The organism is Castellaniella defragrans (assembly GCF_014203015.1).
Lineage (GTDB): Bacteria > Pseudomonadota > Gammaproteobacteria > Burkholderiales > Burkholderiaceae_B > Castellaniella > Castellaniella defragrans.
In genome coordinates, this window is sequence record NZ_JACHIB010000001.1 from 133,391 (window position 1) to 154,812 (window position 21,422).

The window sequence follows — 21,422 nt, forward strand, 5'->3', positions numbered from 1 at the left end:
GCATCCGACGGATCGATCCCTCAGCATCCCGCCCCGACCCCCGCCAGCGCCGCCAGCCGCGCCGCGCGCAAGTCCTCGCGGATGCGGGCGGGATCGCCCCCGGCCGCGCGCGCGACCGCTCCCGCGTCGATGGCGCGCACGGCCTCGATGCGCCGCGCCCACGCGGAGAGATCGACGTCCCCGCGCACGCAGGAGGCCGCCTCGAGCAGCGCCCGGCAGCGATCCGGGCGGCGCCACGCATCGCAGGATTCCAGCAGGCCGAGCCAGGCCTCCGCGCCGCCGGCGCCGCCTTCCAGGCCTTGCAGGACCACCGGCAGCAGGCGCGCCAGATCGCGGCAGGCCGAGGGCGCGCGCAGCGCGTCCTGCAGGCCGGGCCCGGAGGCGCGGCACAGCAGGGCGTAGCGCTGGGCGAGATCCAGCCCGCGCTCCGCCGCCGCGTGCAGGCCCGCGCGCACCTCGCCGTCCCACGCCAGGCCGGGCGCGACCCGCTCCAGCGCCCCGCATGCGGCCAGCACGTCCAGCATGCGGCCGGGGTGGCCCGTCATCAGCCCCTTGGCGAACTCCTGCCAGACGCGTTCGGGCACCAGGGCGTCCACCTCGCCGCCGCGCACCAGCGCGCGGCACAGGTCCAGGGTCTCGGGGGCGATGGAGAAATCGTGGAAGCGCGCGGCGAAGCGCGCCAGGCGCAGCAGGCGCACGGGATCCTCGACGAAGGCCGGCCCCGTGTGGCGCAGCACGCGGGCGCGCACGTCGGCCACCCCGCCCAGGGGATCGATCAGCGCGCCGTCGGGCGCCCGCGCGATGGCATTGACCGTGAGGTCGCGGCGGCGCAGGTCGTCTTCCAGGGTGACGTCCGGCCCGGCGTGGAACACGAAGCCCCGGTAGCCCCGGCCGGATTTGCGCTCGGTGCGCGCCAGGGCGTATTCCTCGTGCGTGCGCGGATGCAGAAAAACGGGGAAATCCCCGCCCACCGGCGTGAACCCGCGCGCCGCCATGATTTCGGGACTGGCACCCACCACCACCCAGTCGCGGTCGCCCGCCGGCTGGCCCAGCAGGGCGTCGCGCACCGCGCCGCCGACGATGTAGACCTCCAGGCCGGCGACGGCCGGGTCGTCCGCATCCAGGCCGCCGTCCGGCGGCGCCGCGCGGTCCCGGCCCGGCCCGGCCTCGCCAGGACCGGCGTGGCCGGCGCTGCGGCGCGCGGTCACGGCCGCGCCGTCCGCGTCCCGTCCATGGGGCCGACGGTGCCCAGGCGCGCCTTCAGCGAATCGGGCTGGCCGGAGAACAGCATCGCGTAGTAGACCGCGTTGGACAGGACGTTCTTCACGTACAGGCGGGTCTCGGTGAAAGGAATGGTCTCGGCGAAGATCGCGCCTTCGACCGGCGCCTGGAGCTGGGCGCGCCAGCGTTTCGGCCGGCCCGGCCCGGCGTTGTAGCCCGCCGTGGCGAGCAGCTCGGAGCCGCTCAGGTCCCGCAGCACCATGTTGAGATAGTTCGTGCCCAGGATCGTGTTGGTGTCGAAATCGTTGACCTGGCTGGGCTTGAAGTCCTTCATGCCGATCTTGCGCGCCACGTGGCGCGCGGTGGCCGGCATCAGCTGCATCAGGCCCGACGCCCCGACGCGCGAACGGGCGTCGGTGATGAAGCGCGATTCCTGGCGGATCAGGCCGTAGACCCAGGCGGGGTCCAGGTCGATCAGGCGCGCCTTGGCGGCCACCTGGCCCTCGAAGGGCGCGATGAAGCGCTGGCTGAAGTCGGCCACGCCGCGCGTCAGCAGGGAGGTGTTCACCACCCGGTCGTAGATGTGCTGCTCGCGGGCGAATTCCGCCGCGCCGCGCAGCTGGGCGTCGCTCATGCCGCGCAGGGCGAAATTCCATTCGGGCACGGCTTCCCTGCGCCAGCCCAGGTCGAACAGCGCCACGGCGCGGCGCAGGCCGGGATTGGCCCGCGCCTGGGCGGTCCAGGCCGGGTCCAGGGGAGCGGGCTGCGGCGGCAGGGCCGGCGTGCGGCCCAGTTCCTCGGCCGCCAGCAGGCCGTAGAAGCCCTGCTCGGCGGCGATGGACTCGTAGTACTGGCGCGCGGCCACGGCATTGCCCTGGGCCGCCAGGGCGCGGCCGTACCAGTAGCGCCAGACGGGCTCGTCGGCCTGCCGCCCGCTCATCTTGCGGATGGCCGTGGCGACCCGGTCCCAGTCGATGGGCGCGGCGCGCAGTTCGGCGCGAACTTCCCAGGCGTGGTTGTAGTCGGTCATGGGCACGAAGCCGGACTGCCGGTACCAGCGCACGGCCTCGGGATCGACGTTGAGCGCGGCCACCAGACCGAACTGCCCCCAGACCCATTGCAGGTCGGCCTTCGGCATCCAGCCCGCCCAGCGTTCCTGGATGAATCGGGCGGCCTCGGACCGGTCGTCGCTGCGCGCCAGGCGCGACAGGGCGATGGCGGCCAGCTCGAAATCCACGGCGGCGCGCGGCTGGCCGCGGGATTCCAGCCATTTGCGCGGATTTTTCATCAGCGCGGCGTACTGCACCATGGCCGCGTCGTCGAACACCACGCCGGCCATGCGGTCGGCCTCGCCCTGCTTGCCGCTTTCCAGGGTGTCGCGCAGCAGGCCGTTCAGCTCCTTGCGGCTGAGGATGTGGTCGGCCGCCGCCTGGTCCAGCAGGTCCCAGCAGTCGGCATTGGGCTGGAACACGTCCAGCACCTCGGCCGCGCGGGCGCGCTTGCCGCTCTGGTGGCGCGCCAGCAGCAGGGCGCAGCGCACCGCCGCCGAGGGCTCGGCCACCGCCGGCACCCGCAGGGCCTGGGCGTAGTCGCCGGAGCGGGTGGCCGCCAGGATCCAGTCGGCGCGGATGCGTTCGTCCAGGTAGGTGCCGGCCGCGTCGGCCAGGAACTGGCGCACTTCGGCGTCCGGGACGGGACGGGCGCGGTCCTGCAGCCGGTTGCGCAGCGCCCAGTAGCGTGGATACAGGCCCAGCACCGGGTCGGCGGCGGCCAGCGGCGCCAGGCGGTCGAGATCGGCCCAGCGCCGCTTCTGGAAGGCCTCGTAGGCGTCCACGACGGCCTGGCGGGCGGCGGGCGGCACCACCACCGGCGCGGGCGCCGGCACCACCGGAGGCGGCAGGGTTTCGGGCGCAGCGGGCGCAGCGGGCGCAGGCGCGGGCGAGTCCGAGGCCGGCGCGGCCAGGACGACGCGCGGGGCTTCGCCCGCCTGCTGTTCGGCGGCCGTGGGCGCCTGGGCGCCCGCGCAGCCCGACAGGCCCAGCAGGGCCGCCAGGCCCCAGGCCATGTACCGATGACGCGATCGGGACGAGGCCGGCTCTGCATCCCCGGCGAATCCCGGATATCCTATGAAACTTCGCCTCATGGCCAAAAACCCCGCGAACCAGTCACTACATGAATCAGAACGCACAGGATAACGCAGCCGCCCTGCGGACGCGACTCAAGCAGCGCCGCGCCGGGATGCCGCCCCAGGACCGCGAGCGCGGCGCGCTGCTGATCCGCGGCCGCCTCTACACCTGGCTGGCGACCAACCGCACCCGCCTGCGCGAATCGGGCCGCCCCGACGTGCGCGGCATCGCCGCGTTCTGGTCCATGGCCGACGAGCCCGCCCTGCAGGCGCTGCTGCGCCAATGGGCGGAAGACGAGACCCTGACGGTCTCGCTGCCGGTCGTGGCGGCGCCCGGCCAGCCGCTGCGCTTCCGCGCCTGGACGCCGGACACCCCCATGAAACCCGGGGCCTACGGCATCCTGGAGCCCGACGGCCCCGAAGCCCCCGCCCCCGACGTCGTGCTGGTGCCCACGCTGGGCTACACGCGCCAGGGCGACCGCCTGGGCTACGGCGGCGGCTACTACGACCGCACCCTGGCGGCGCTGAAGGCCGCCGGCCATGCGTTCACCTCGGTGGGCGTGGCCTGGGCCTGCGGCGACCTGAGCGGCGAGGCCTACGCCCCCGCCGCGCACGACGTCCGCCTGGACGCGGTCCTGACCGACAAGGGCTGGGCCGTGCCGGCGCCGGAACTGTAGACGCGGGACCCGCCCGCGGATCGCCGTGCCTTCATCGCGCCTGCGGCAATGAGGCCGGCACGCCGGAACTCTAGGCGTCCAGCCCCAGGTTGGCGCAGATCTGCGCCACCGCGTCGGCGTTGTTCAGGGTGTAGAAATGCGCCCCCGGCGCGCCCTGCTCCAGCAGGCGCGCGGTCAGCCGCGTGATCACCTCGATGCCAAAGGCGCGGATGGACGCCTTGTCGTCGCCGAAGTCCTGCAGCCGCAGCCGCATCCAGCGCGGGATTTCCGCCCCGCACATGGACGAGAAGCGCGCCAGCTGGGTGTAGTTGGTCACCGGCATGATGCCCGGCGTGACGGGGATGTCCAGCCCTTGCGCGCGCACCCGGTCGACGAAATCGAAATAGGCGTCCGGATTGAAGAAATACTGGGTGATGGCGCCGTCGGCCCCGGCCCGGACCTTGTCCACGAAATGCCGCAGGTCGGCCGCCGCGCTTTCGGCCTGGGGATGCATTTCGGGATAGGCGGCGACCTCGATGTGGAAGTGGTCGCCGTAGTGCTCGCGCACGAAGCGCACCAGGTCGGCGGCGTGGTGCAGCTCGCCCGTGTCGCCGCCCATGCCCGAGGGCAGGTCGCCGCGCAGGGCGACCAGGCGGCGGATGTCGCGCGCGCGGTAGTCGTCCAGGATGGCGCGCAGTTCCGCGCGCGTCGCGCCGATGCAGGACAGGTGCGGCGCCACGTCCACGCCCAGGTTCTGCAGCATGCGCACGGTGTCGGCCGTGCCGGTGCGGGTGGAGCCGCCCGCGCCGAAGGTCACGCTGACGTAGGCCGGCCGCAGGGCCTCCAGCCGCTTGGCGGAGCGCACCAGGCGTTCCTGGGCGGCGATGTCGCGCGGCGGGAAGAATTCCAGGCTGATCGCGGAGGCGGAACCGTTCATGAGGTCAGCAACCCCGCCAGGGCCGTGGACACGATGCTGTAGACGATCGCGCCGATCACCGCCCACCAGAAGCCGTCCACCTGGAAGCCTTTCAGGATGGAGCCGGCGAACCAGAACACCAGGGCGTTGAGCACCAGCAGGAACAGGCCCAGCGTGACGATGGTCAGCGGCAGGGTCAGCAGGATCAGCAGGGGTTTGACCACGGCATTGAGCAGGCCCAGCACCAGCGCGGCGATCAGCGCCGAGCCGAACGAGGCCACGGTGATGCCGGGCAGGATGTAGGCCACGACCAGCAGGGCCACGGCGTTCAGGATCCAGACGAGCAGCAGCATGATGGAACTCCCGGAAAAAGGATCGGAATCGGAGGCGCCCGATCCCCGGCGCGCCGGGGGCGGGGCGCACGGGGATCAATAGCGGTAATGGTCCGGCTTGAACGGGCCTGCGACCGGCACGCCGATGTAGTCGGCCTGCTTCTGCGTCAGCGTCGTCAGGCGCACGCCCAGCTTCTTCAGGTGCAGGCGGGCGACCTTTTCGTCCAGGTGCTTGGGCAGCACGTAGACCTGGCCGGTCTTGTAGTGGTCGCCGCGCGTGTACAGCTCGATCTGGGCGATGGTCTGGTTGGTGAAGGACGCCGACATCACGAAGGACGGATGGCCGGTGGCGCAGCCCAGGTTCACCAGGCGGCCCTTGGCGAGCAGGATGACGCGCTTGCCGTCCGGGAAGATGATGTGGTCCACCTGGGGCTTGATTTCCTCCCAGGGCAGGTCTTCCACCGAGGCGACGTTGATCTCGCTGTCGAAGTGGCCGATGTTGCAGACGATGGCCTGGTCCTTCATGCGGTACAGATGGTCGCGGTCGATGACGTGGTAGTTGCCGGTGGCCGTGACGAAGATGTCCGCCTGCTCGACCACGTCGGCGTCGTTCAGGTCCACCACGCGGTAGCCTTCCATCGAGGCCTGCAGCGCGCAGATGGGATCGACTTCCGTGACCCAGACCTGGGCGCGCAGGGCGGCCAGCGCCTGGGCGCAGCCCTTGCCCACGTCGCCGAAGCCGCAGACCACGGCGATCTTGCCCGCGACCATCACGTCGGTGGCGCGCTTGATGCCGTCCACCAGGGATTCGCGGCAGCCGTACAGGTTGTCGAACTTGGACTTGGTGACCGAGTCGTTGACGTTGATGGCGGGGATCTTCAGCTCGCCGCGCTGCGACATCTGGTAGAGGCGGTGCACGCCGGTGGTGGTTTCCTCGGTCACGCCGCGGATCTGCGCCAGCCGCGTGGAATACCATTTCGGGTCGCGGGCCAGCTGCGCCCGGATGGCGGCGAACAGCACGCGCTCTTCCTCGTTGCCGGGGCGGGCGATGACCGAGGCGTCAGCCTCCGCGCGCGCGCCCAGGTGCAGCAGCAGGGTGGCGTCGCCGCCGTCGTCCAGGATCATGTTGGCCTGCTCGCCCGGCCAGTCGAAGATGCGGTGCGTGTACTGCCAGTAGTCTTCCAGGGACTCGCCCTTGACGGCGAACACCGGCGTGCCGCCCGCGGCGATGGCGGCGGCGGCGTGGTCCTGGGTGGAGAAGATGTTGCACGAGGCCCAGCGCACTTCCGCGCCCAGGGCCTTCAGGGTCTCGATCAGCACCGCCGTCTGGATGGTCATGTGCAGGCTGCCGGCGATGCGCGCGCCCTTCAGGGGCTGGGACGCGGCGAATTCTTCCCGCGTGGCCATCAGGCCGGGCATTTCGGTTTCGGCGATGGCGATTTCGCGGCGGCCCCAGTCGGCCAGGGCGATGTCGGCGATGACGTAGTCGTGTGCAGTGCTCATGGTGATCCTGTAGAGCCTGCGCCGGCGAAGGGGGCGTCACGGCCGTGCCCACCCCCGCCCGCGCAGGACGGCGATGGGCGCCGTTTGAAGAAGGAATCCCGAGCCTGGCGGCGCGGGCGGGATCCATCGGATTCCACCGCCGCACCGGTGCAGCGCCCCTCGGGCAAGTCCGAATTATAGCGTGGGCGTCCCTGCCATGGCGGAGACGCCCGCGCGGCGTTCAGGACGCCGGCTGGGCGGGCAGCCGCGACGCCGGCAGGAAGGCGTCGGAGAAGCAGACGCTCTCGTCCAGCCCCTGGGCGATGAACGCCGGCGCCGCGGCCTCGACCATCCGCACCGAGCCGCACAGATAGACCTCGTAGCCGCTCAGGTCCGTGAAATCGGCCAGGATGGCTTCATGCACCAGGCCGGTGCGCCCCGTCCAGCCATCGCCTTCGGCGGGCTCGGAGAGCACCGGCACCACGGTGAAATTGGCGTGCTCGCGCTGCCACTGCTCGCAGCGTTCGAGCATGTACAGGTCCTCGCGCCGGCGCACGCCCCAGTACAGCCGCATGGGACGCTGCACGCCGCGCGCGAAGGCGTCCTCCACGATGCTCTTGACGGGCGCGAAGCCCGTGGCGCCGGCCACGAACAGGATGGGCTGGCGGCTGTCGCGCAGCGTGAACTGGCCCAGCGGCCCCTCGAAGCGCACCACATCGCCGGGCTTCATGCCCTGGAACACGTGGGTCGTGAAGCGTCCCCCCGGGACGAGGCGGACGTGCAGCTCGATCAGCGCGTCCGCACCGGGCCGGTTGGCGAAGGAGAAGGCGCGCCGCTGGCCGTCGTCGAGCACGATGTTGATGTACTGCCCCGCCTCGAAGTCCAGCGCCGCGCCCTCCGACGGCCGCAGGACCAGGAGCATCACGTCCTGGGCGAGCGGCTCCAGGCGCTCGACCACGGCGGTGTATTCGCGCACGGTGCGGGCCGTGCCCGCGCCCGCGACGGCGTCCTCGACCTCGACGACCATGTCGCCGCGCGGCACGGCGCAGCACATCAGGGCCATGCCGCGGGCCTTCTGGGCATCGGTCAGCGCGCCGGGGCTGTAGGGCCGGTGGTCGTAGGCGCCCTGCTGGACGGTGCAGATGCACAGGCCGCAGGCGCCGTTGCGGCACTCGAAGGACAGCGGCAGGCCTTCCCGCAGGCCGGCGTCGAGGATGGTCTCGCCCTCGCGCGCCTGGAACTGCGCGCTCGTGCCTTGCCCGCCGTGGATGACGAGCCCCGCCATGCGCCGCTCGCCGCGCCGGAACCGCGGCGGCCACCAGGGCAGCAGCGCGAGCAGCACGGAGCCGCCGACCACCAGGGCCCACACCCAGGCCATCGGCCATTGCGTCATCAGCGGAAAGACCGCCATGTAGAACCAGTCGGGCTCGATCCGGGCGACGGCCCGGGCCAGGTCGCTGACCCCGCCCTGGCTGTGCACCGGCGCCACGAACGACAGTGCCACCAGCGTGGCGAGCAGGCCGGCGGCGATGGCCCGCGGCGGCGTGGTGCGCGCCTTGGGCACCCGTTGCGCGTGGATCGACATGACCATCAGCACCACCAGCGGCAGGCCCACGTGCATGAAGGACAGCAGGGTGAAGAAGCGGTTGCCGACGTGCTCGGTGTAGAGGAAATTGCGCATCAGCGCGCCGTCGAAGATCGGCAGCCAGTCGAGCCATTCAAACGTGGCCACGGTGACGTACTGCGCCAGCTGGTCCCAGGGCAGCATGTAGCCGTTGATGCCCGTGGCGTAGACCATCCAGATCAGCATCACCCCGGTCATCCAGGAGAACCAGCGGAACCCGCGGAACCGGTCGAAGGCGAAATAGCGCAGCATGTGCAGCGCCATGGTGAGCACCATCGCGTCCGAGGCGTAGCGGTGCACGCTGCGCAGGATGCCGCCCAGCCACCATTGCGTGGTGCTCAGCTCGATCACCGAGTCGTAGGCGTCGACGATGCCGGTCTCGAAGAACACGTAGAGGTACAGGCCGCTGCCCCCCACCACCCAGAACAGGAAGAAGGAGATGGCGCCCAGGTGATAGAAGGGATTGATGCGGTCGCCGAACGCGGCATTGAACATGCCTTCGACGCGCAGGAAGAGCCATTGCAGCAGGCTCTGGATTCTCTTGATCATTGGATTCCCTTCAAGCCTTCGAGTCGCGCGCCGCCGGCGGGCGCATGGCGCGGATCGCCACCACCACGAACAGCAGCCCTCCGATGATGGCGATGAGGCCGCCCAGCCCCATCATGCCCATGCCGACCACCTCGCCGGTGCTGCGCAGCACCTGCTCGGCGCCCGCCACCTTGCGCTGCACCCCGTAGCCGCCGGACCAGACCAGCCCGGTGATGTGGATGAGCTGCCCGATGCCGTAGAGCCAGGGCTGCCAGGTGGCCATGCGGCCCTGCGGCGCGCGGTAGCCCAGCGCGGGCAGGACGCGGTAGACCACGCCCATGAGCGCCAGCGTCACGCCGACGATGCAGCCATGGTAGTGGGCCGGGATGCGCACGTTGCTGCCGGCGATGAAGATGCCGATCACGCCGCCCGCGGCGAACACCAGCACCGAGGCGAGCAGCGCCGCGCGCAGCGGCCGCTGCTCGGGGGCGCGCAGCCGCACCGCGAGCGCGCCGTAGACCACCGACAGGCCGACCGGCAGGATGGCGGGGCCGCCGCCCAGGCGCATGGCCCAGGTGAGCAGGGCGCGGTGCTCGACGGACGCCACGTCGTGGGCGAGATAGGCGTAGGGCGTGACGAAGACCCCTGCCAGCGCCAGGGAGAACATCATGACCGTGACGCGCGGCGTCAGCACGGAACGCGCGCCGCACGCACTGGCCAGCCACAGCCAGGCCACCAGCATCAGCAGGGTCCAGGTGAACTGCAGGGCATGGCCGCCGCCCCAGAACAGGATCTCGTAGTAGGCCTTGCCGTGCAGCGAGGTGGGCAGCACGGCCCAGGACCAGGCGAAGCCGAGCACGCCGACGGCCGCGGCCACGGCGGCCGCGCCCAGGCCGAAGCCCAGCGCGCCCCGCCCGTCGTAGCGCATGCCCAGCCGGGGCGCCGCCAGCAGGCTGCGCAGCACCAGCAGCGTCGCGCCCAGGCCGAACATCACCAGGCCCGCCAGGAACAGCGGCGATTCGAGCACCGGGATGTAGTTGGCCATGATGGGCTGGCCCGGATTCAGGAAGGGCGCCAGCGCCATGGCGAGCGTGCCGGCGGCGGTGATCCACAGGCCCGGCCAGGCCAGCCATTGCGCGCGCGCGGTGCCGTACAGGCTCCAGAGCAGGCCGGCCATGGCGACGAACCAGACCAGCACCGACAGGTCCACGTGCAGCACCAGGGAAATCTGGAAGAAGTCGGCGGCCGGCAGCCAGCGGTTCACGTAAGGGGTGCGCGAGGCCACCAGCAGCACCGAGAAGATGCCCGAGCCGATCAGCGCGGCCAGCCCGAGGCCGAGCCAGCCGCGCCCCAGCGTCAGGCGCGCTTCGCCGGAGACGTCCAGCTGGTAGTCCGCGCCCAGGCGCGCCGGCGGCGGAGCGGCCGGGACGCCTTGCAGGCCCGGCACATGACAGGGGTTCGCGCTCATTGCAGGACGATGCCTCCCTTGTCGGCGTTGAAATCGATCACCAGCACCTGGGCCGGCGCCAGCGTGACCACCGCCTCATGCTGCTGGACGGCTCCGCGGGCCGACTGGTCGTCGCGGAAGCGCACGGCGATGCGGTGCTCGCCCGCCGGGACGTCCAGGCGCCGGTACAGGGTGGAGGCGCCATCGCGCGACAGGCCCGAGGGCGCGGAGACGTGGCTGACCACCTGCCGGCCGTCGAGGTCCACCTCGATGCTCACCGGCGAGCGTTCCCGTTCGCATTTCGCGGCCCCGCGCATGTTGGGCGCGAGCTTGGCGAGTTCTTCGGCGGTGTAGGGCCGGCAGTCGGCCAGCCGCGCGCCGTGGTGCATGAAGCTGACCTTGATCTGCGCCATGTCGGGCCCCAGGGGGTGGTAGACGGGCCAGCGCGAAAAGACGCCGATCGCCACGGCGAAACAGCCATACAGCAGGGCCTGGCCAAGCCAGTCGAACACGCGCCTCATCGGGGCTCTCCTAGGGAATGGGGGCTTGCGTCTCCGGGCGCCGGCGCCGCGATCCGGCCGCGGGGGCGGCGCCCGGCACGCGGATCGGACGCGCGTGCGTCAGGCGATGCCACGGTCCCTCTTTTTGGCTGAAATCCTGCGGCTCGTGCGCCATTCGTTGATGAAGAAGGCCATCATCAGGATGAAGAAGGTCGCGCCGCCGGCGATCTGGACCGGCAGGGTGTAATCGACCCGGTAGGCGCCGGTTTCCGGATCCAGCACCGTGCACATGATGCGGATGCGGTCCATCAGGTTGTCGAGCACGGAGTTTTCCGCGTTCATGGGCAGGCCGGCGAGCAGCATCTTCAGCGGCTCGCCCAGTTCGCCCGCCACGACGTCCTCGCCGTAGATCTGGCGCACGATGCGCCCGTCGGCGTCGAGCACCGAGACCTGGAGGACGTGGTCGAAGCCGGCCGGCGTGGCCGCATAGGCGAAGCCGAAATCCGCTGTCAGCGCGGGGACGATGGCCGCGGGCGGGCTGAGGAAATCCCAGTTGGGCGTCGTGATGCCGTACTGGGTGGCGAATGCCTTGAGCGCCTGCGGCGAATCCGCGGGCTGGTTGAAGCCGATGCTGACGACGTTGAACTGGCTGGCGCCCACGCTCTTTTGCAGGGCCTCGACGGCTTCCTGCAGCGAACGGGTGGTGGCGGGACAGATCTGGAAGCAGCCGGTGTAGATGAAGCTGACCAGCAGGGGCTTGCCGCGGAAGGAGGAAAGGGCCACCGGGCGGCCCTGGCGATCCAGCAGGATGTGATCGCCGACCTGCCGCCCGAGCGCCGCCTGGCTGAGGCGCAGGGCCTGCCCGGGATCCAGCCCGGGATTCCCGGCCGCCTCGGCGCGGCCCGCGGCCGGCGCCGCCATCAGCGCCAGCCCCAGACCGCATGCCGCAAATCCCCGCCATGCGCGGGAGAGAATCGACCCGCCGGACCCCACTATCTTCCCCGGTGCGCCCCGCGCGTCAACTCAGGCCCCACAGCTGGCTCAGGTACTTCCAGTTGACGAAGTAGTAGAGCACGAAGGCCAGCAGGAAGACCATGGCCAGGACGAAGGTGCCGGGCGCCACGAAGCCCGCCGAGCCGTAGGTCTGGGCCGCGAGGGTCGGCGCGGCGCGCTGGACCGGCGTGAAATGGGGGCTGACCGCGCCGGTGTCGAGCCGCTTGCCGAACAGCAGGGAGCCGATCACCAGGTAGACGAAGAGCGCGCCGCCGATGATGGCCACGACCCCGCCGATACCCACCAGCCCCATCATCAGGTAGGCCGCGCCCGGCCATTCGTAGGCCAGCGCATGGCCGTTGAAGGCCATGTCCCAGTGGCGGCGGGATACGCCCAGCGTGCCGGCGCCCATCATCACGAGGCAGAAGAAGTACATCGCGAAGCCGAAGAGGTAGGGCTGGATGCGCGCCAGGTCGGGCGAGATGATCTCGCGCCGGAACAGCACCGGAATCAGGAAGTAGGTCAGGCCCATGAAGGTCAGCGTGGAGCCGATGACGACGGTGGCGTGGAAGTGGCCGGGCACGTAGATGGTGTTGTGGATGAGCAGGTTGAGCTGCTCGGTGCCCATCATCACCCCCGAGATGCCGCCCAGGAAGCCGAAGCCGACCAGCGAGATGAAGACGCTGGAGAACACGGGATTGCCCCAGGGCGCCTTGCGCAGCCATTCAAACAGGCCCTTGTTGAAGCCCCGGGCGCGCTGCGCGACTTCCATGGCGCCGGGAATCGACAGGGCGTGGATCATCGAGGCCAGCACGGCGAAATACATGAAGTAGCTGGTGTTGACGATCTTCCATTCGGTGCTGACGCCCGGGTCGGCCAGGATGTGGTGGGCGCTGGCGAGCTGCAGGAACAGGATGTACAGCAGGAAGGCGCCGCGGCTGACGCGCTCGGACATGGGCTTGGCGCCGAAGGCGATGGCCGCCACGGCATACCAGATCGAGATGTGGGCCGCGACGTTGATCTGCTGGGACGAGTGGCCCAGCGCCCACCAGATCACCCGGTACACCAGCGGATCGACGTTCTGCAGCAGCCCGATGGACATGAAGAAGGTCGGGATCAGGATGATGGCGCCCGACAGCAGGGTGAAGACGGCGATGATCGCCGCCGTCATGGCGCCGAACGTGACCAGGGGGACCGAGCCTTCGTAGGTCTTTTCCCGCTTGGCGACGACCATCGTGCCGAAGAACACGCCGCAGGCGATCAGCGCGCCGACGGCGAACACGATCAGCCCGAGATAGAACGACCAATGGGCCATCATCGGCACATAGGAGGTCATCATCACGCTGGAATCGCCCCGGAACACGGCGATGTTGTTGACCACCGCGCCGACGAGCATGAGCGCGTAGGCGAGCCAGGCGATGCGCGGGGTGGCGATGCGGCAGCGCAGCAGGGTCGAGGAGGCGAAATACAGTACCGCGATCTCGAAGAAGATCATCCAGTAGATCAGCATGTCCAGGCCGTGCGCCGTGAGCACCATGTAGAAGGTGTCGGCGGGCAGCCAGTGCACGGCGGGCCAGCGGGTGAGCACCACGCCGATGGCCAGCAGGCCGCCGACGAGCAGCGCCACGATGGCCGTGACGGCGTTGATCTTGATGAGTTTTTCAGCCTGGTCCTCGAACTGCAGACCCGAGCGCGGACACGTGCGATAAGTGGTATGAGTGGCCATGTCGATCCCTGTTTTACTTGACGTACAGGCGGCTCACCATCTCGTGGTGGCCGATGCCGCAATACTCATTGCACACGATGGAGAAGGTGCCGGACTCGGTCGGCGTGACCTTGATCACGTGCTCGTAGCCGGGCACCACCTGGATGTTCATGTTGACGGGCTGCAGCGAGAAGCCGTGGTTGTAGTCCATCGCGGTCAGGTGCAGCTTGTAGGTCTTGCCCTTTTCCAGTTCCAGGATCGGCCACCAGCTCCACAGCCGGGCGATCAGGTAGATGTCGGAGCCTTCGGGCGGCGCGACCACGGGGATTTTCTGTTCGGTTTCGGTGCGGACCGTCCATTTGTCCACGAAGGCCTGCGTCTGGGCCATGAATTTCGCGGGATTGGTCTTGTAGGTTTCGGTCGCCAGGTTCTGCTTGCCGTAGACGTGCCAGAACACCATCATGAAGAACATGATCATGCACCAGATGAAGGCGATGATGATCCAGGTGGCTTCGAGGCGGTCGAGCGGGTGCTTCCACCACAGCCGTTCCGAGGGGGGCAGGATTGCGCTCATGGTGCTTCCTTATTTGGCTGCGGGAATCGTCAGGATGTCGATGAAGCCCCATAGGTTGTAGATGACCATGGGGATGACCACACCTAGAAACAGCAATAGAAAGGGGCTGTCCAGCAATTGCTGGATGAGCGGCACTTTTTCGTCTTCGTCGTCATGGTGATCCATGGCTGTTCTCCTCTCGTGAAACCTCCCGGGGCTTTTTATTGGGGGATGGAATGGAAGCCCGGTACAAATCTATTTCAGAGTGTTGTGATTGTCCGGACCCGCAGAAACCGGCGCCATGATCCAGATCAATTTTCAGGGATGAGCCCGGGGTTTTACGCAAATAGTCCGCCGGCGCGCCGCCAAAGGATGTGAAAATGCCGCACGGCCCGTCCGAGGACGCCCGAAAAGGCCGGCGCCCGCGGCGCCGGAACATCCCCATCCCCATTCGAGAAGCCGCAGGAATGAGCGAACTTGCCCCCCTCCCAGGCCGCACGCCTTCCCGCCCGGCCGGCCGGCTGATGCTGCTGCGCGGCATGGCCTGGACCTGCGCCGTGCTGGTGCTCGTCATCATCGGCCTGAGCGCCCACATCCGCCTGACCCGCACCGCTCCGGCCTGCGAGCCCTGGCCCCAGTGCCAGGACTCGCTGTCGCAGGCGCCGCGCGCGCAGCCGCCCGCCGGCGCGCGCGAGCCTTCGCCGGCCGTGCGCATGGCGCACCGCGTGACCGCCTCGGCGACCCTGCTGCTGGTGCTGGCCATGCTGGCGACCACCCTGAGCGCGCGCCCCGCCCTGCGGGCCGAAGGCCGGCTGGTCCTGGGCATGCTGGGCCTGACGCTGTTTCTCGCGGTGCTCGGGCGCTGGGGAGGATCGTCGCTGCACCCGGCCGTGACGCTGGGCAACCTGCTCGGGGGCTTCTGTCTGTTCGCCCTGGGCACGCGGCTGGCGCGCACCGCGACGCCCACGCCCACGCCCGCGGGGAGCGGCGGCCAGGGCGGCCGGGACGGCCAGGCGCCGCCGCGGCGCTGGGTGCGGCCCGCGATCCTGCTGGTGCTGGCGCAGATCGCCCTGGGCAGCCTGATGGGCGCGGACATCGCCTGGCTGCAGACGACGCACCGCGTCACCGGGCTGGCGCTGGTGGCGCTGCTGCTGACGCTGTCCTGGCGCGTCCGGCGCCAGGGCGGCCGCGCCCTCGCCGCCGCGCTGGCGGTCCTGCCCGTGCTGCTGGCGATACTGGGGCTGGCGCTCACGGCGCCCGCTCCGCCGCTGGCGCTGATCCTGGCGCACAATCTCTGCGCCGCGCTGCTGCTCGCGGCGCTGGCGGGAATCAGGCGCTAGGGGCCGTCCGGCGCGCCCACGGGCCGCGGCCCCGCCGCCCGCCTCACGGCGCCGCGGACGGCGCCGCGCCCATGGCGTGGAAGAGGCGCGCGGCCTCCAGCAGCCGCTGCGCGCGCACGTCCAGGGCGTCCAGTTCCGCCAGCTCCGCCTGGCGGCCGGCCGCGCGGGCGGCCGACGGCGGCACCGCGCCCAGCGCCGCGCGCCGGGCGGCATCGGCGGCGGCGCCCCGGGCCGCCCCGGCGGCCGCGTCCCCGGCGGCCTGCGCGGCGCCCGCCTGCTCCAGCGAGGCCAGCGCATCGGCCACCTCGCGGAAGGCGGCCAGCACCGTGCTCCGGTAATCGTCCTCGGCCGCCGCGTAGGCGCGCAGGCTGGCGCGCTGCTGCGCCCGCAGGGCGCCGCCATGGAACAGCGGCGCCGTCAGGCCGCCCGCGAGGCTCCACAGGGCGCCCTCGGGCGACAGCGCGGCCGGCCAGTCGTAGCCGCCGCGCCCCATGGCCGCCGTCAGCGTCAGGCTGGGGAACAGGTCGGCGCTCGCCGCGCCCGCGTCGTGGGCCGCCGCGGCGAGCGCCGCCCGCGCCGCCTGGACGTCGGGCCGCGCGGCCAGCAGCGCGGAAGGCACCAGCACGGGGATGCGCGCGGGCAGGCGCAGCCGCTCGAAGGGGATGGCCTCGGGCGCCCGGTCGGGCGTGCGCCCGAGCAGCACGGCCAGGGCATGCCGGAGCGTGAGCGCCTGCGCCCGCAGGCCCGGGATCTGCGCCGCCACGGCCTCGGCCTGGCGGCGCGCGTCCAACACGGCGGCGCGCGGCGCGGCGCCCAGGGCCTGGCGGCGGGCGGACTCCGCCGCGTCGCGCCGCAGGCCGTCGGCCACGGACGCCAGGATGCGCAGGCGCGCCTGCAGCACGGACAGGGTCAGCGCGCCGGACACCACGTTCGCCGCCAGCGCTTCGCGGGCGGCGCGCCACTGGGCCGCACGCTGCTCCACCCGCTCGGCCAGGGCTCGGTTGCGCTCGCGGATCGAGCCGAACAGGTCGAAGGTGTAGCGGACCTGGGCCTGGCCGACGAAGGTGTCGTAGAGCGAGGTGCGGGGCAGCTCGGGCAGGGGCGGCGGCAGTTCCAGCGGCAGGCCGAGCGCGCGCTGGCGCGCCGCCTGGGCGCCCAGGTCGACCGAGGGCAGTTCCGTGGCGCCGACCTGCGCCCGCAGGACCTCGCGCGCCGCCTCCAGACGCCCGCGCGCGGCGGCCAGGTCGGGATTGGCCGCGCGCGCTTCGGCCACCAGCGCATCCAGCTCGGGCGCGCCGAACGTCGTCCACCAGGACGCCTCGGGCGCCTGCGCCGCCACCAGTTCGGGACCGTCCGCCGGCGCGGCATCCGGCGGCGGGCCCGCGACGTAGCGCGCCGGTTCGGGCACGGCCGGCGGCCGCCCCGAAGGCCCCAGGGCGCAGCCCGCCAGGCCCAGGCTCGACGCCAGGCCCAGCACGGCCGCCGCCCTCGTCCGCCGGCCGTTCATGGCGCTTCTCCCGCGGGGCGGCCCGCGTCCCCGCCCTCATCCCCGTCCCGGACCCGGAACATCAGCGCGTACAGGGCTGGCAGCACGAAGACCGTGAGCACGGTGGCGCTGGTGATGCCGCCCATCAGGGCGGTGGCCATGGGGCCGAAGAAGTCGCTGCGCAGCAGCGGGATCAGCGCCAGCACGGCGGCGGCCGCCGTCAGCGTGATGGGGCGGAAGCGCCGCACGGTCGCGTCCACGATGGCGTCGATGCGGCGATGGCCGGCCGCGATGTCCTGCTCGATCTGGTCCACCAGGATCACCGAATTGCGCATGATGATGCCGAACATGGCGATCACGCCCAGCAGGGCGACGAAGCCGAAGGGCTTGCCGAAGATCAGCAGCGCGAGGACCACGCCGATCAGCCCCAGCGGCGCGGTCAGGACCACCAGCACCACCCGGGAGAAGCGCTGCAGCTGGATCATCAGCAGGGTCAGCACGGCCACGACCAGCACCGGAGTCTGGGCGTTGATCGACGCCTGCGCCTTGGCGCTGCTTTCCACCGCGCCGCCCACCTCGATGCGGTAGCCGACGGGCAGGCCGGCGCGGATGTCGGCGAGCCGCGCGTCCACGGCCCGTGTCAGATCGATCCCCTCGACGCCCGGCGCCACCTCGGCGCGCACGGTGATCGTGGGCTGCCGGTCGCGCTCCCAGACGATGGCGTGCTCCAGCCCCTCGCGCATCCCGCCCAGCGCCTCCAGGGGCACGGCGCCGCGCGGCGAGGGCAGGGCCAGATGCGCCAGGGCCCCGGGATCGCCGCGCTCGGACTCGGGCGCGCGCAGGTCGATGCGGATCAGGCGGTCGCCCTCGCGGTACTGCGACACGGGCCGGCCCGACAGGGTCATGGCGAGGAAATCCGCGACGTCGCGCGAGGCGATGCCCAGCCGCTGCGCGGCCTGCTGATCGACCTCGAAATGCGACACGCGCGCCGAGGGCTCGTCCCAGTCGAACTGCGTGTTGCGGGCGCGGGGATCGGCGCGCAGCACGGCCGCCACGGCCTCCGCCGCCTGGCGCACGCGCGGGACGTCGTCGCCGCTGACGCGGAACTGGACCGGGAAGCCGACGGGCGGACCCGACTCCAGGCGCGACACCCGCCCACGCACGGCCGGGAATTCCGTGCGCAGCGCCGATTCCAGCCAGGGCTTGAGCGCTTCCCGGTCCTCGATGGACTTCGCCGTGACGACATACTGCGCGAAGTTCGGCGACGGCAGCTGCTCGTCCAGCGGCAGGTAGAAGCGCGGCGCGCCGGTGCCCACGAAGCCCACGGCGCGCGCCACCTCGGCGCGTCCGTCCAGCAGCGCCTCCAGGCGCTTCGCCTGCGCCAGCGTCGCCTCGAACGAGGCGCTTTCGCGCAGCCGCAGGTCCACCAGCAGCTCCGGCCGGGCCGAGTCGGGGAAGAACTGCTGCGGCACCAGCCGGAAGGCCGCCAGCGCGGCCACGAACAGCGCCAGCGTCACGGCGACGACGCCGCCGCGGCGGCGCACACAGGCATGCAGCCAGCGCCGCAGCCGGCGGTAGAAGGGCGAATCGTAGAGGTCGCGCGCCGCGGCGCCGTCCGCCGGCGCGGGATGCGCGTGCGGCCGCAGCAGGGCGTGGCCCAGCAGCGGGATCAGGATCACGGCGGCCAGCCAGGACACCAGCAGCGAGATGGCCGACACCTGGAAGATCGAGCGCGTGTATTCCCCGGTGTTCGAGCGCGCCAGGGCGATCGGCAGGAAGCCCGCGACCGTGACCAGGGTGCCCGTCAGCATGGGAAACGCCGTGCTGGTGTAGGCGAAGGCCGCCGCGCTCAGCCGGTCCCAGCCCTGCTCCAGCTTCACGGCCATCATCTCGACCGCGATGATGGCGTCGTCCACCAGCAGGCCCAGCGCCAGGATCAGGGTCCCCAGGGACACCTTGTGCAGCCCGATGCCCATCCAGTCCATGGCCAGCGCCGTCAGCGCCAGCACCACGGGGATCGAGATCACCACCACCATGCCGGTGCGCAGTCCCAGCGACACCAGGCTGACCAGCAGCACGATGGCCACGGCCTCGCCCACGGCGCGCAGGAATTCGTCGACCGAGGCCGTCACGGCGTCGGGCATGCTGGCGACTTCTTCCAGCGACAGGCCGGTCGGCAGCCGCTCCCGCAGGCCGGCCACCGCGTCGCGCAGCTGCCGCCCCAGGTCCACCACGTCGTAGCCTTCGGCGGCGGTCACGCCGATGCCCAGCACCGGCCGCCCGGCATGCCGCATCTGCGTGGACGGCGGCTGCGCCGCGCCGCGCCGGATCTCGGCGATGTCGCCCAGGCGCACCAGCCGGTCGCCGGCGGGCACCAGCGTGTCGGCCAGGTCCTCCAGGCTGTGAAACTGCCCGGTGGGACGCACGTACAGCCGGTCGGACGCGGTGGATACCACGCCGGGGTCGGCCACGGCGTTGCGCGCGGCGATCGCCTGACTGATGCGCGCGGGCGTCAGGCCCGATTGCGCCATCACGGCGTTGGGAATGCGGACCTCGATGCGCTCTTCCTGGTCGCCGAAATAATCGACCTTGGCCACGCCCGGCACCCGCAGCAGCACGGTGCGCAGGATGTCGGCCTGGTCGCGCAGCTGCGCCGGCGTGTAGCCGTCGCCCGCCAGCGCGTAGATGTTGGTGTACACGTCGCCGAATTCGTCGTCGAAGAACGGCCCGGCCACGCCGGCGGGCAGTTCGGCGGCCAGGTCGCCGATCTTCTTGCGCACCTGGTACCACTCGTCGGGCACCTTGCGGGCATCCACGGCCTCGCTCATGAAATAGAAGATCGTGGACTGGCCCGGCCGCGAATAGCTGGCGGTGTAGTCGCGGTGCGGCATTTCCTGCAGCTTGCGTTCGATGCGGTCGGTGACCTGCTCGCGCACCTGCTCGGCCGTGGCGCCGGGCCACAGGGTCTGGACCACCATGACGCGGAAGGTGAAGGGCGGATCCTCGGACTGCGCCAGGCGCAGGCCCGCCAGCGTGCCGGCCACCACCATGACCGCGATCAGGTAGATCACCAGCGAGCGATGCAGGATCGCCCAGCGCGACAGGTTGAATCCCCCGTCCGCCGGATGGGCCCCGGACGGCCCGCTCACCGGCCGCCTCCGGCCGGCGCGGCGGCATGGGGCCGGTAGGGCACGGCCTGGACGCGCTGGCCTTCGGACACCGTGTGCGCACCCTGGGCGAGCACGATCTGGCCGGGCTCGATGCCGGCCGCGACCGTCACGGTGTCGGCGCCATAGGCGGCGACCTCGACCGGCCGCAGGGCCAGCGCGCCCCCGGCGCCCACGACCCAGACCGCCGGCCCGTCTCCCCGATGGAACAGCGCCGTGGCGGGCAGGGTGTAGCGGGGCGCGCCGGCCGCGGGCGCCCGGAAGCGGACCGTGGCCGTCATCCCCAGGCGCAGCGCCGGGTCCGCCGCGTCGAGCCGCAGCTTCACCCGGAAACCGAGGCTCGCCGGATCGGCGGCCCGGGCGACTTCCCGCACGCGGGCGGGCAGCCGCACGCCCGGAAGCGCCATCGGCTCGACCTCGGCCGCCTGGCCAGGCCCGATCCCCGCCACGCGGCGTGCGGGCAGGTCGGCGACGGCCTCCAGGCCGTCTCCCCAGGCCAGGGTGTACACGGGCTGGCCCGCCGCGACGTTCTGGCCCGTCCCGGCCTGCTCGGCGACGATCACGCCGTCGTGGCCGGCGGCCAGCCGCGTGTAGGCCATCTGGTCGCGCGCCCGCGCCAGGGCCTGGCGGGCCTGTTCGTACTGCGCCCGCGCCTGGGCCAGCTGGGCGCGCGTCTGTTCCGCCTGGGCCTGGGCGATCAGCCCCTCGCGCCCCTGGGCCTGGTCGCGCCGCCCCTGCCGCTCGGCCACGTCCAGCGCTTCGCGCGCGGCCTGATGGGCGGCCTGGGCCGCCGCCAGGTTCTGGCGCCAGAGTTCGGGATCGAGTTCCGCCAGGAGCTGCCCGGCGCGCACGGCGTCGCCCAGCCCCGCGTGGCGCTGCAGGATCAGCCCCGCCTGCCGGAACGACAGCGGCATGGATTCGGGCGCGGCGATCACGCCCGGCGCGGTCCAGACGGCGGGGTCCGCATCGGGCCGGACCTCGACCGTCGGCGCCGGACGCGGCGGCGGCTCGGCCTGCTCGCGCGCGCCGCAGGCGGACAGGGCCGCGCAGACGGCGATCAGGACCAGACGGTACGGCGGACGGGCGAGGATGTCTTTCATGTGCGTCCCAGCGAGCGACGGCCGGGCAACCCGGCGAACGGCCCCGGCCCGCGCGCTCGCCGGCCGTCATGCCGACGGGGAGTTTATTTCAATACAATATCGAATTCAAATACATTGATGTATTTGAAGCGCAGGAGCCGACGGGTAGGTGCCGGAGCGCGGGGGCCGGAGCGCGGACGCCGAAGCGCAGAGGCCGGGGCGGGATGCGGACACGGGGATGCAGGCGCGCCCGGATCCGCGCATGCGC

17 protein-coding genes and 1 riboswitch are annotated in these 21,422 nt (G+C 71.7%); of the genes, 2 read left to right on the plus strand and 15 right to left on the minus strand.

Annotation, left to right across the window (positions count from 1 at the left end; genetic code table 11):
- Nucleotides 1-20 precede the first annotated feature (20 nt).
- Nucleotides 21-1,124, minus strand: coding sequence for a tRNA CCA-pyrophosphorylase (locus HNR28_RS00575; protein WP_043685563.1), 1,104 nt, complete (start codon nucleotides 1,122-1,124; stop codon nucleotides 21-23).
- Nucleotides 1,125-1,204: 80 nt separating this feature from the next.
- On the minus strand, nucleotides 1,205-3,286 hold the full coding sequence (locus HNR28_RS00580; RefSeq protein ID WP_151025105.1) for a transglycosylase SLT domain-containing protein: 2,082 nt from the start codon (nucleotides 3,284-3,286) through the stop codon (nucleotides 1,205-1,207).
- A 107-nt stretch (nucleotides 3,287-3,393) separates the two neighbouring features.
- Here HNR28_RS00580 and HNR28_RS00585 point away from each other — a divergent pair, with 107 nt between their 5' ends.
- Complete coding sequence (locus tag HNR28_RS00585; RefSeq protein ID WP_151025106.1) at nucleotides 3,394-4,023, plus strand: 5-formyltetrahydrofolate cyclo-ligase; 630 nt, start codon at nucleotides 3,394-3,396, stop codon at nucleotides 4,021-4,023.
- A 70-nt stretch (nucleotides 4,024-4,093) separates the two neighbouring features.
- Here HNR28_RS00585 and metF read toward each other — a convergent pair whose 3' ends face one another.
- From metF to HNR28_RS00635, 10 genes are all read right to left on the minus strand, one after another.
- Nucleotides 4,094-4,939, minus strand: a complete 846-nt coding sequence (gene metF, locus HNR28_RS00590) for a methylenetetrahydrofolate reductase [NAD(P)H] (protein ID WP_043679702.1) — start codon at nucleotides 4,937-4,939, stop codon at nucleotides 4,094-4,096.
- Entirely contained in the window at nucleotides 4,936-5,274 is a 339-nt protein-coding gene (locus tag HNR28_RS00595) for a phage holin family protein (protein WP_151025107.1), read from the minus strand. The genes metF and HNR28_RS00595 overlap by 4 nt, the downstream gene beginning before the upstream one ends.
- 72 nt (nucleotides 5,275-5,346) lie before the next feature.
- Nucleotides 5,347-6,753 (minus strand): adenosylhomocysteinase, encoded by a 1,407-nt coding sequence (gene ahcY / locus HNR28_RS00600; RefSeq protein ID WP_151025108.1) that lies wholly within the window; start codon nucleotides 6,751-6,753, stop codon nucleotides 5,347-5,349.
- A gap of 68 nt (nucleotides 6,754-6,821) precedes the next feature.
- Nucleotides 6,822-6,920, minus strand: a riboswitch (S-adenosyl-L-homocysteine riboswitch).
- A 53-nt stretch (nucleotides 6,921-6,973) separates the two neighbouring features.
- On the minus strand, nucleotides 6,974-8,905 hold the full coding sequence (locus HNR28_RS00605; protein WP_151025109.1) for a cytochrome b N-terminal domain-containing protein: 1,932 nt from the start codon (nucleotides 8,903-8,905) through the stop codon (nucleotides 6,974-6,976).
- A 10-nt stretch (nucleotides 8,906-8,915) separates the two neighbouring features.
- A complete protein-coding gene (locus HNR28_RS00610) occupies nucleotides 8,916-10,352 on the minus strand; it encodes a cbb3-type cytochrome c oxidase subunit I (protein ID WP_151025110.1) in 1,437 nt (478 codons plus the stop codon).
- Nucleotides 10,349-10,852 carry a hypothetical protein gene (locus tag HNR28_RS00615; RefSeq protein WP_043679690.1) on the minus strand — a complete coding sequence of 168 codons (504 nt, stop codon included), beginning with the start codon at nucleotides 10,850-10,852 and terminating at the stop codon, nucleotides 10,349-10,351. Before HNR28_RS00615 ends, HNR28_RS00610 begins: the two co-directional genes overlap by 4 nt.
- A gap of 99 nt (nucleotides 10,853-10,951) precedes the next feature.
- Nucleotides 10,952-11,752: an SCO family protein gene (locus tag HNR28_RS00620; RefSeq protein WP_151025112.1), complete on the minus strand. Its 801-nt coding sequence runs from the start codon at nucleotides 11,750-11,752 to the stop codon at nucleotides 10,952-10,954.
- 97 nt (nucleotides 11,753-11,849) lie between these two features.
- Nucleotides 11,850-13,550: a cbb3-type cytochrome c oxidase subunit I gene (locus tag HNR28_RS00625; RefSeq protein ID WP_151025114.1), complete on the minus strand. Its 1,701-nt coding sequence runs from the start codon at nucleotides 13,548-13,550 to the stop codon at nucleotides 11,850-11,852.
- A gap of 13 nt (nucleotides 13,551-13,563) precedes the next feature.
- Nucleotides 13,564-14,103 (minus strand): cupredoxin domain-containing protein, encoded by a 540-nt coding sequence (locus tag HNR28_RS00630; RefSeq protein WP_043679684.1) that lies wholly within the window; start codon nucleotides 14,101-14,103, stop codon nucleotides 13,564-13,566.
- Nucleotides 14,104-14,112: 9 nt separating this feature from the next.
- On the minus strand, nucleotides 14,113-14,268 hold the full coding sequence (locus HNR28_RS00635) for a hypothetical protein (protein ID WP_170288503.1): 156 nt from the start codon (nucleotides 14,266-14,268) through the stop codon (nucleotides 14,113-14,115).
- 281 nt (nucleotides 14,269-14,549) lie between these two features.
- On the opposite strand from HNR28_RS00635, the gene HNR28_RS00640 reads away from it, so the two are divergent.
- Nucleotides 14,550-15,422 (plus strand): COX15/CtaA family protein, encoded by an 873-nt coding sequence (locus tag HNR28_RS00640; protein WP_052355537.1) that lies wholly within the window; start codon nucleotides 14,550-14,552, stop codon nucleotides 15,420-15,422.
- A 43-nt stretch (nucleotides 15,423-15,465) separates the two neighbouring features.
- On the opposite strand, the gene HNR28_RS00645 is transcribed toward HNR28_RS00640, so the two are convergent.
- The 3 genes from HNR28_RS00645 to HNR28_RS00655 are packed head-to-tail and all read right to left on the minus strand — an operon-like array spanning nucleotide 15,466 to nucleotide 21,175.
- On the minus strand, nucleotides 15,466-16,929 hold the full coding sequence (locus HNR28_RS00645) for an efflux transporter outer membrane subunit (RefSeq protein ID WP_244978141.1): 1,464 nt from the start codon (nucleotides 16,927-16,929) through the stop codon (nucleotides 15,466-15,468).
- Nucleotides 16,926-20,057 (minus strand): efflux RND transporter permease subunit, encoded by a 3,132-nt coding sequence (locus HNR28_RS00650; protein WP_151025223.1) that lies wholly within the window; start codon nucleotides 20,055-20,057, stop codon nucleotides 16,926-16,928. Before HNR28_RS00650 ends, HNR28_RS00645 begins: the two co-directional genes overlap by 4 nt.
- A complete protein-coding gene (locus HNR28_RS00655) occupies nucleotides 20,054-21,175 on the minus strand; it encodes an efflux RND transporter periplasmic adaptor subunit (protein WP_052355535.1) in 1,122 nt (373 codons plus the stop codon). The genes HNR28_RS00650 and HNR28_RS00655 overlap by 4 nt, the downstream gene beginning before the upstream one ends.
- Nucleotides 21,176-21,422 lie beyond the last annotated feature (247 nt).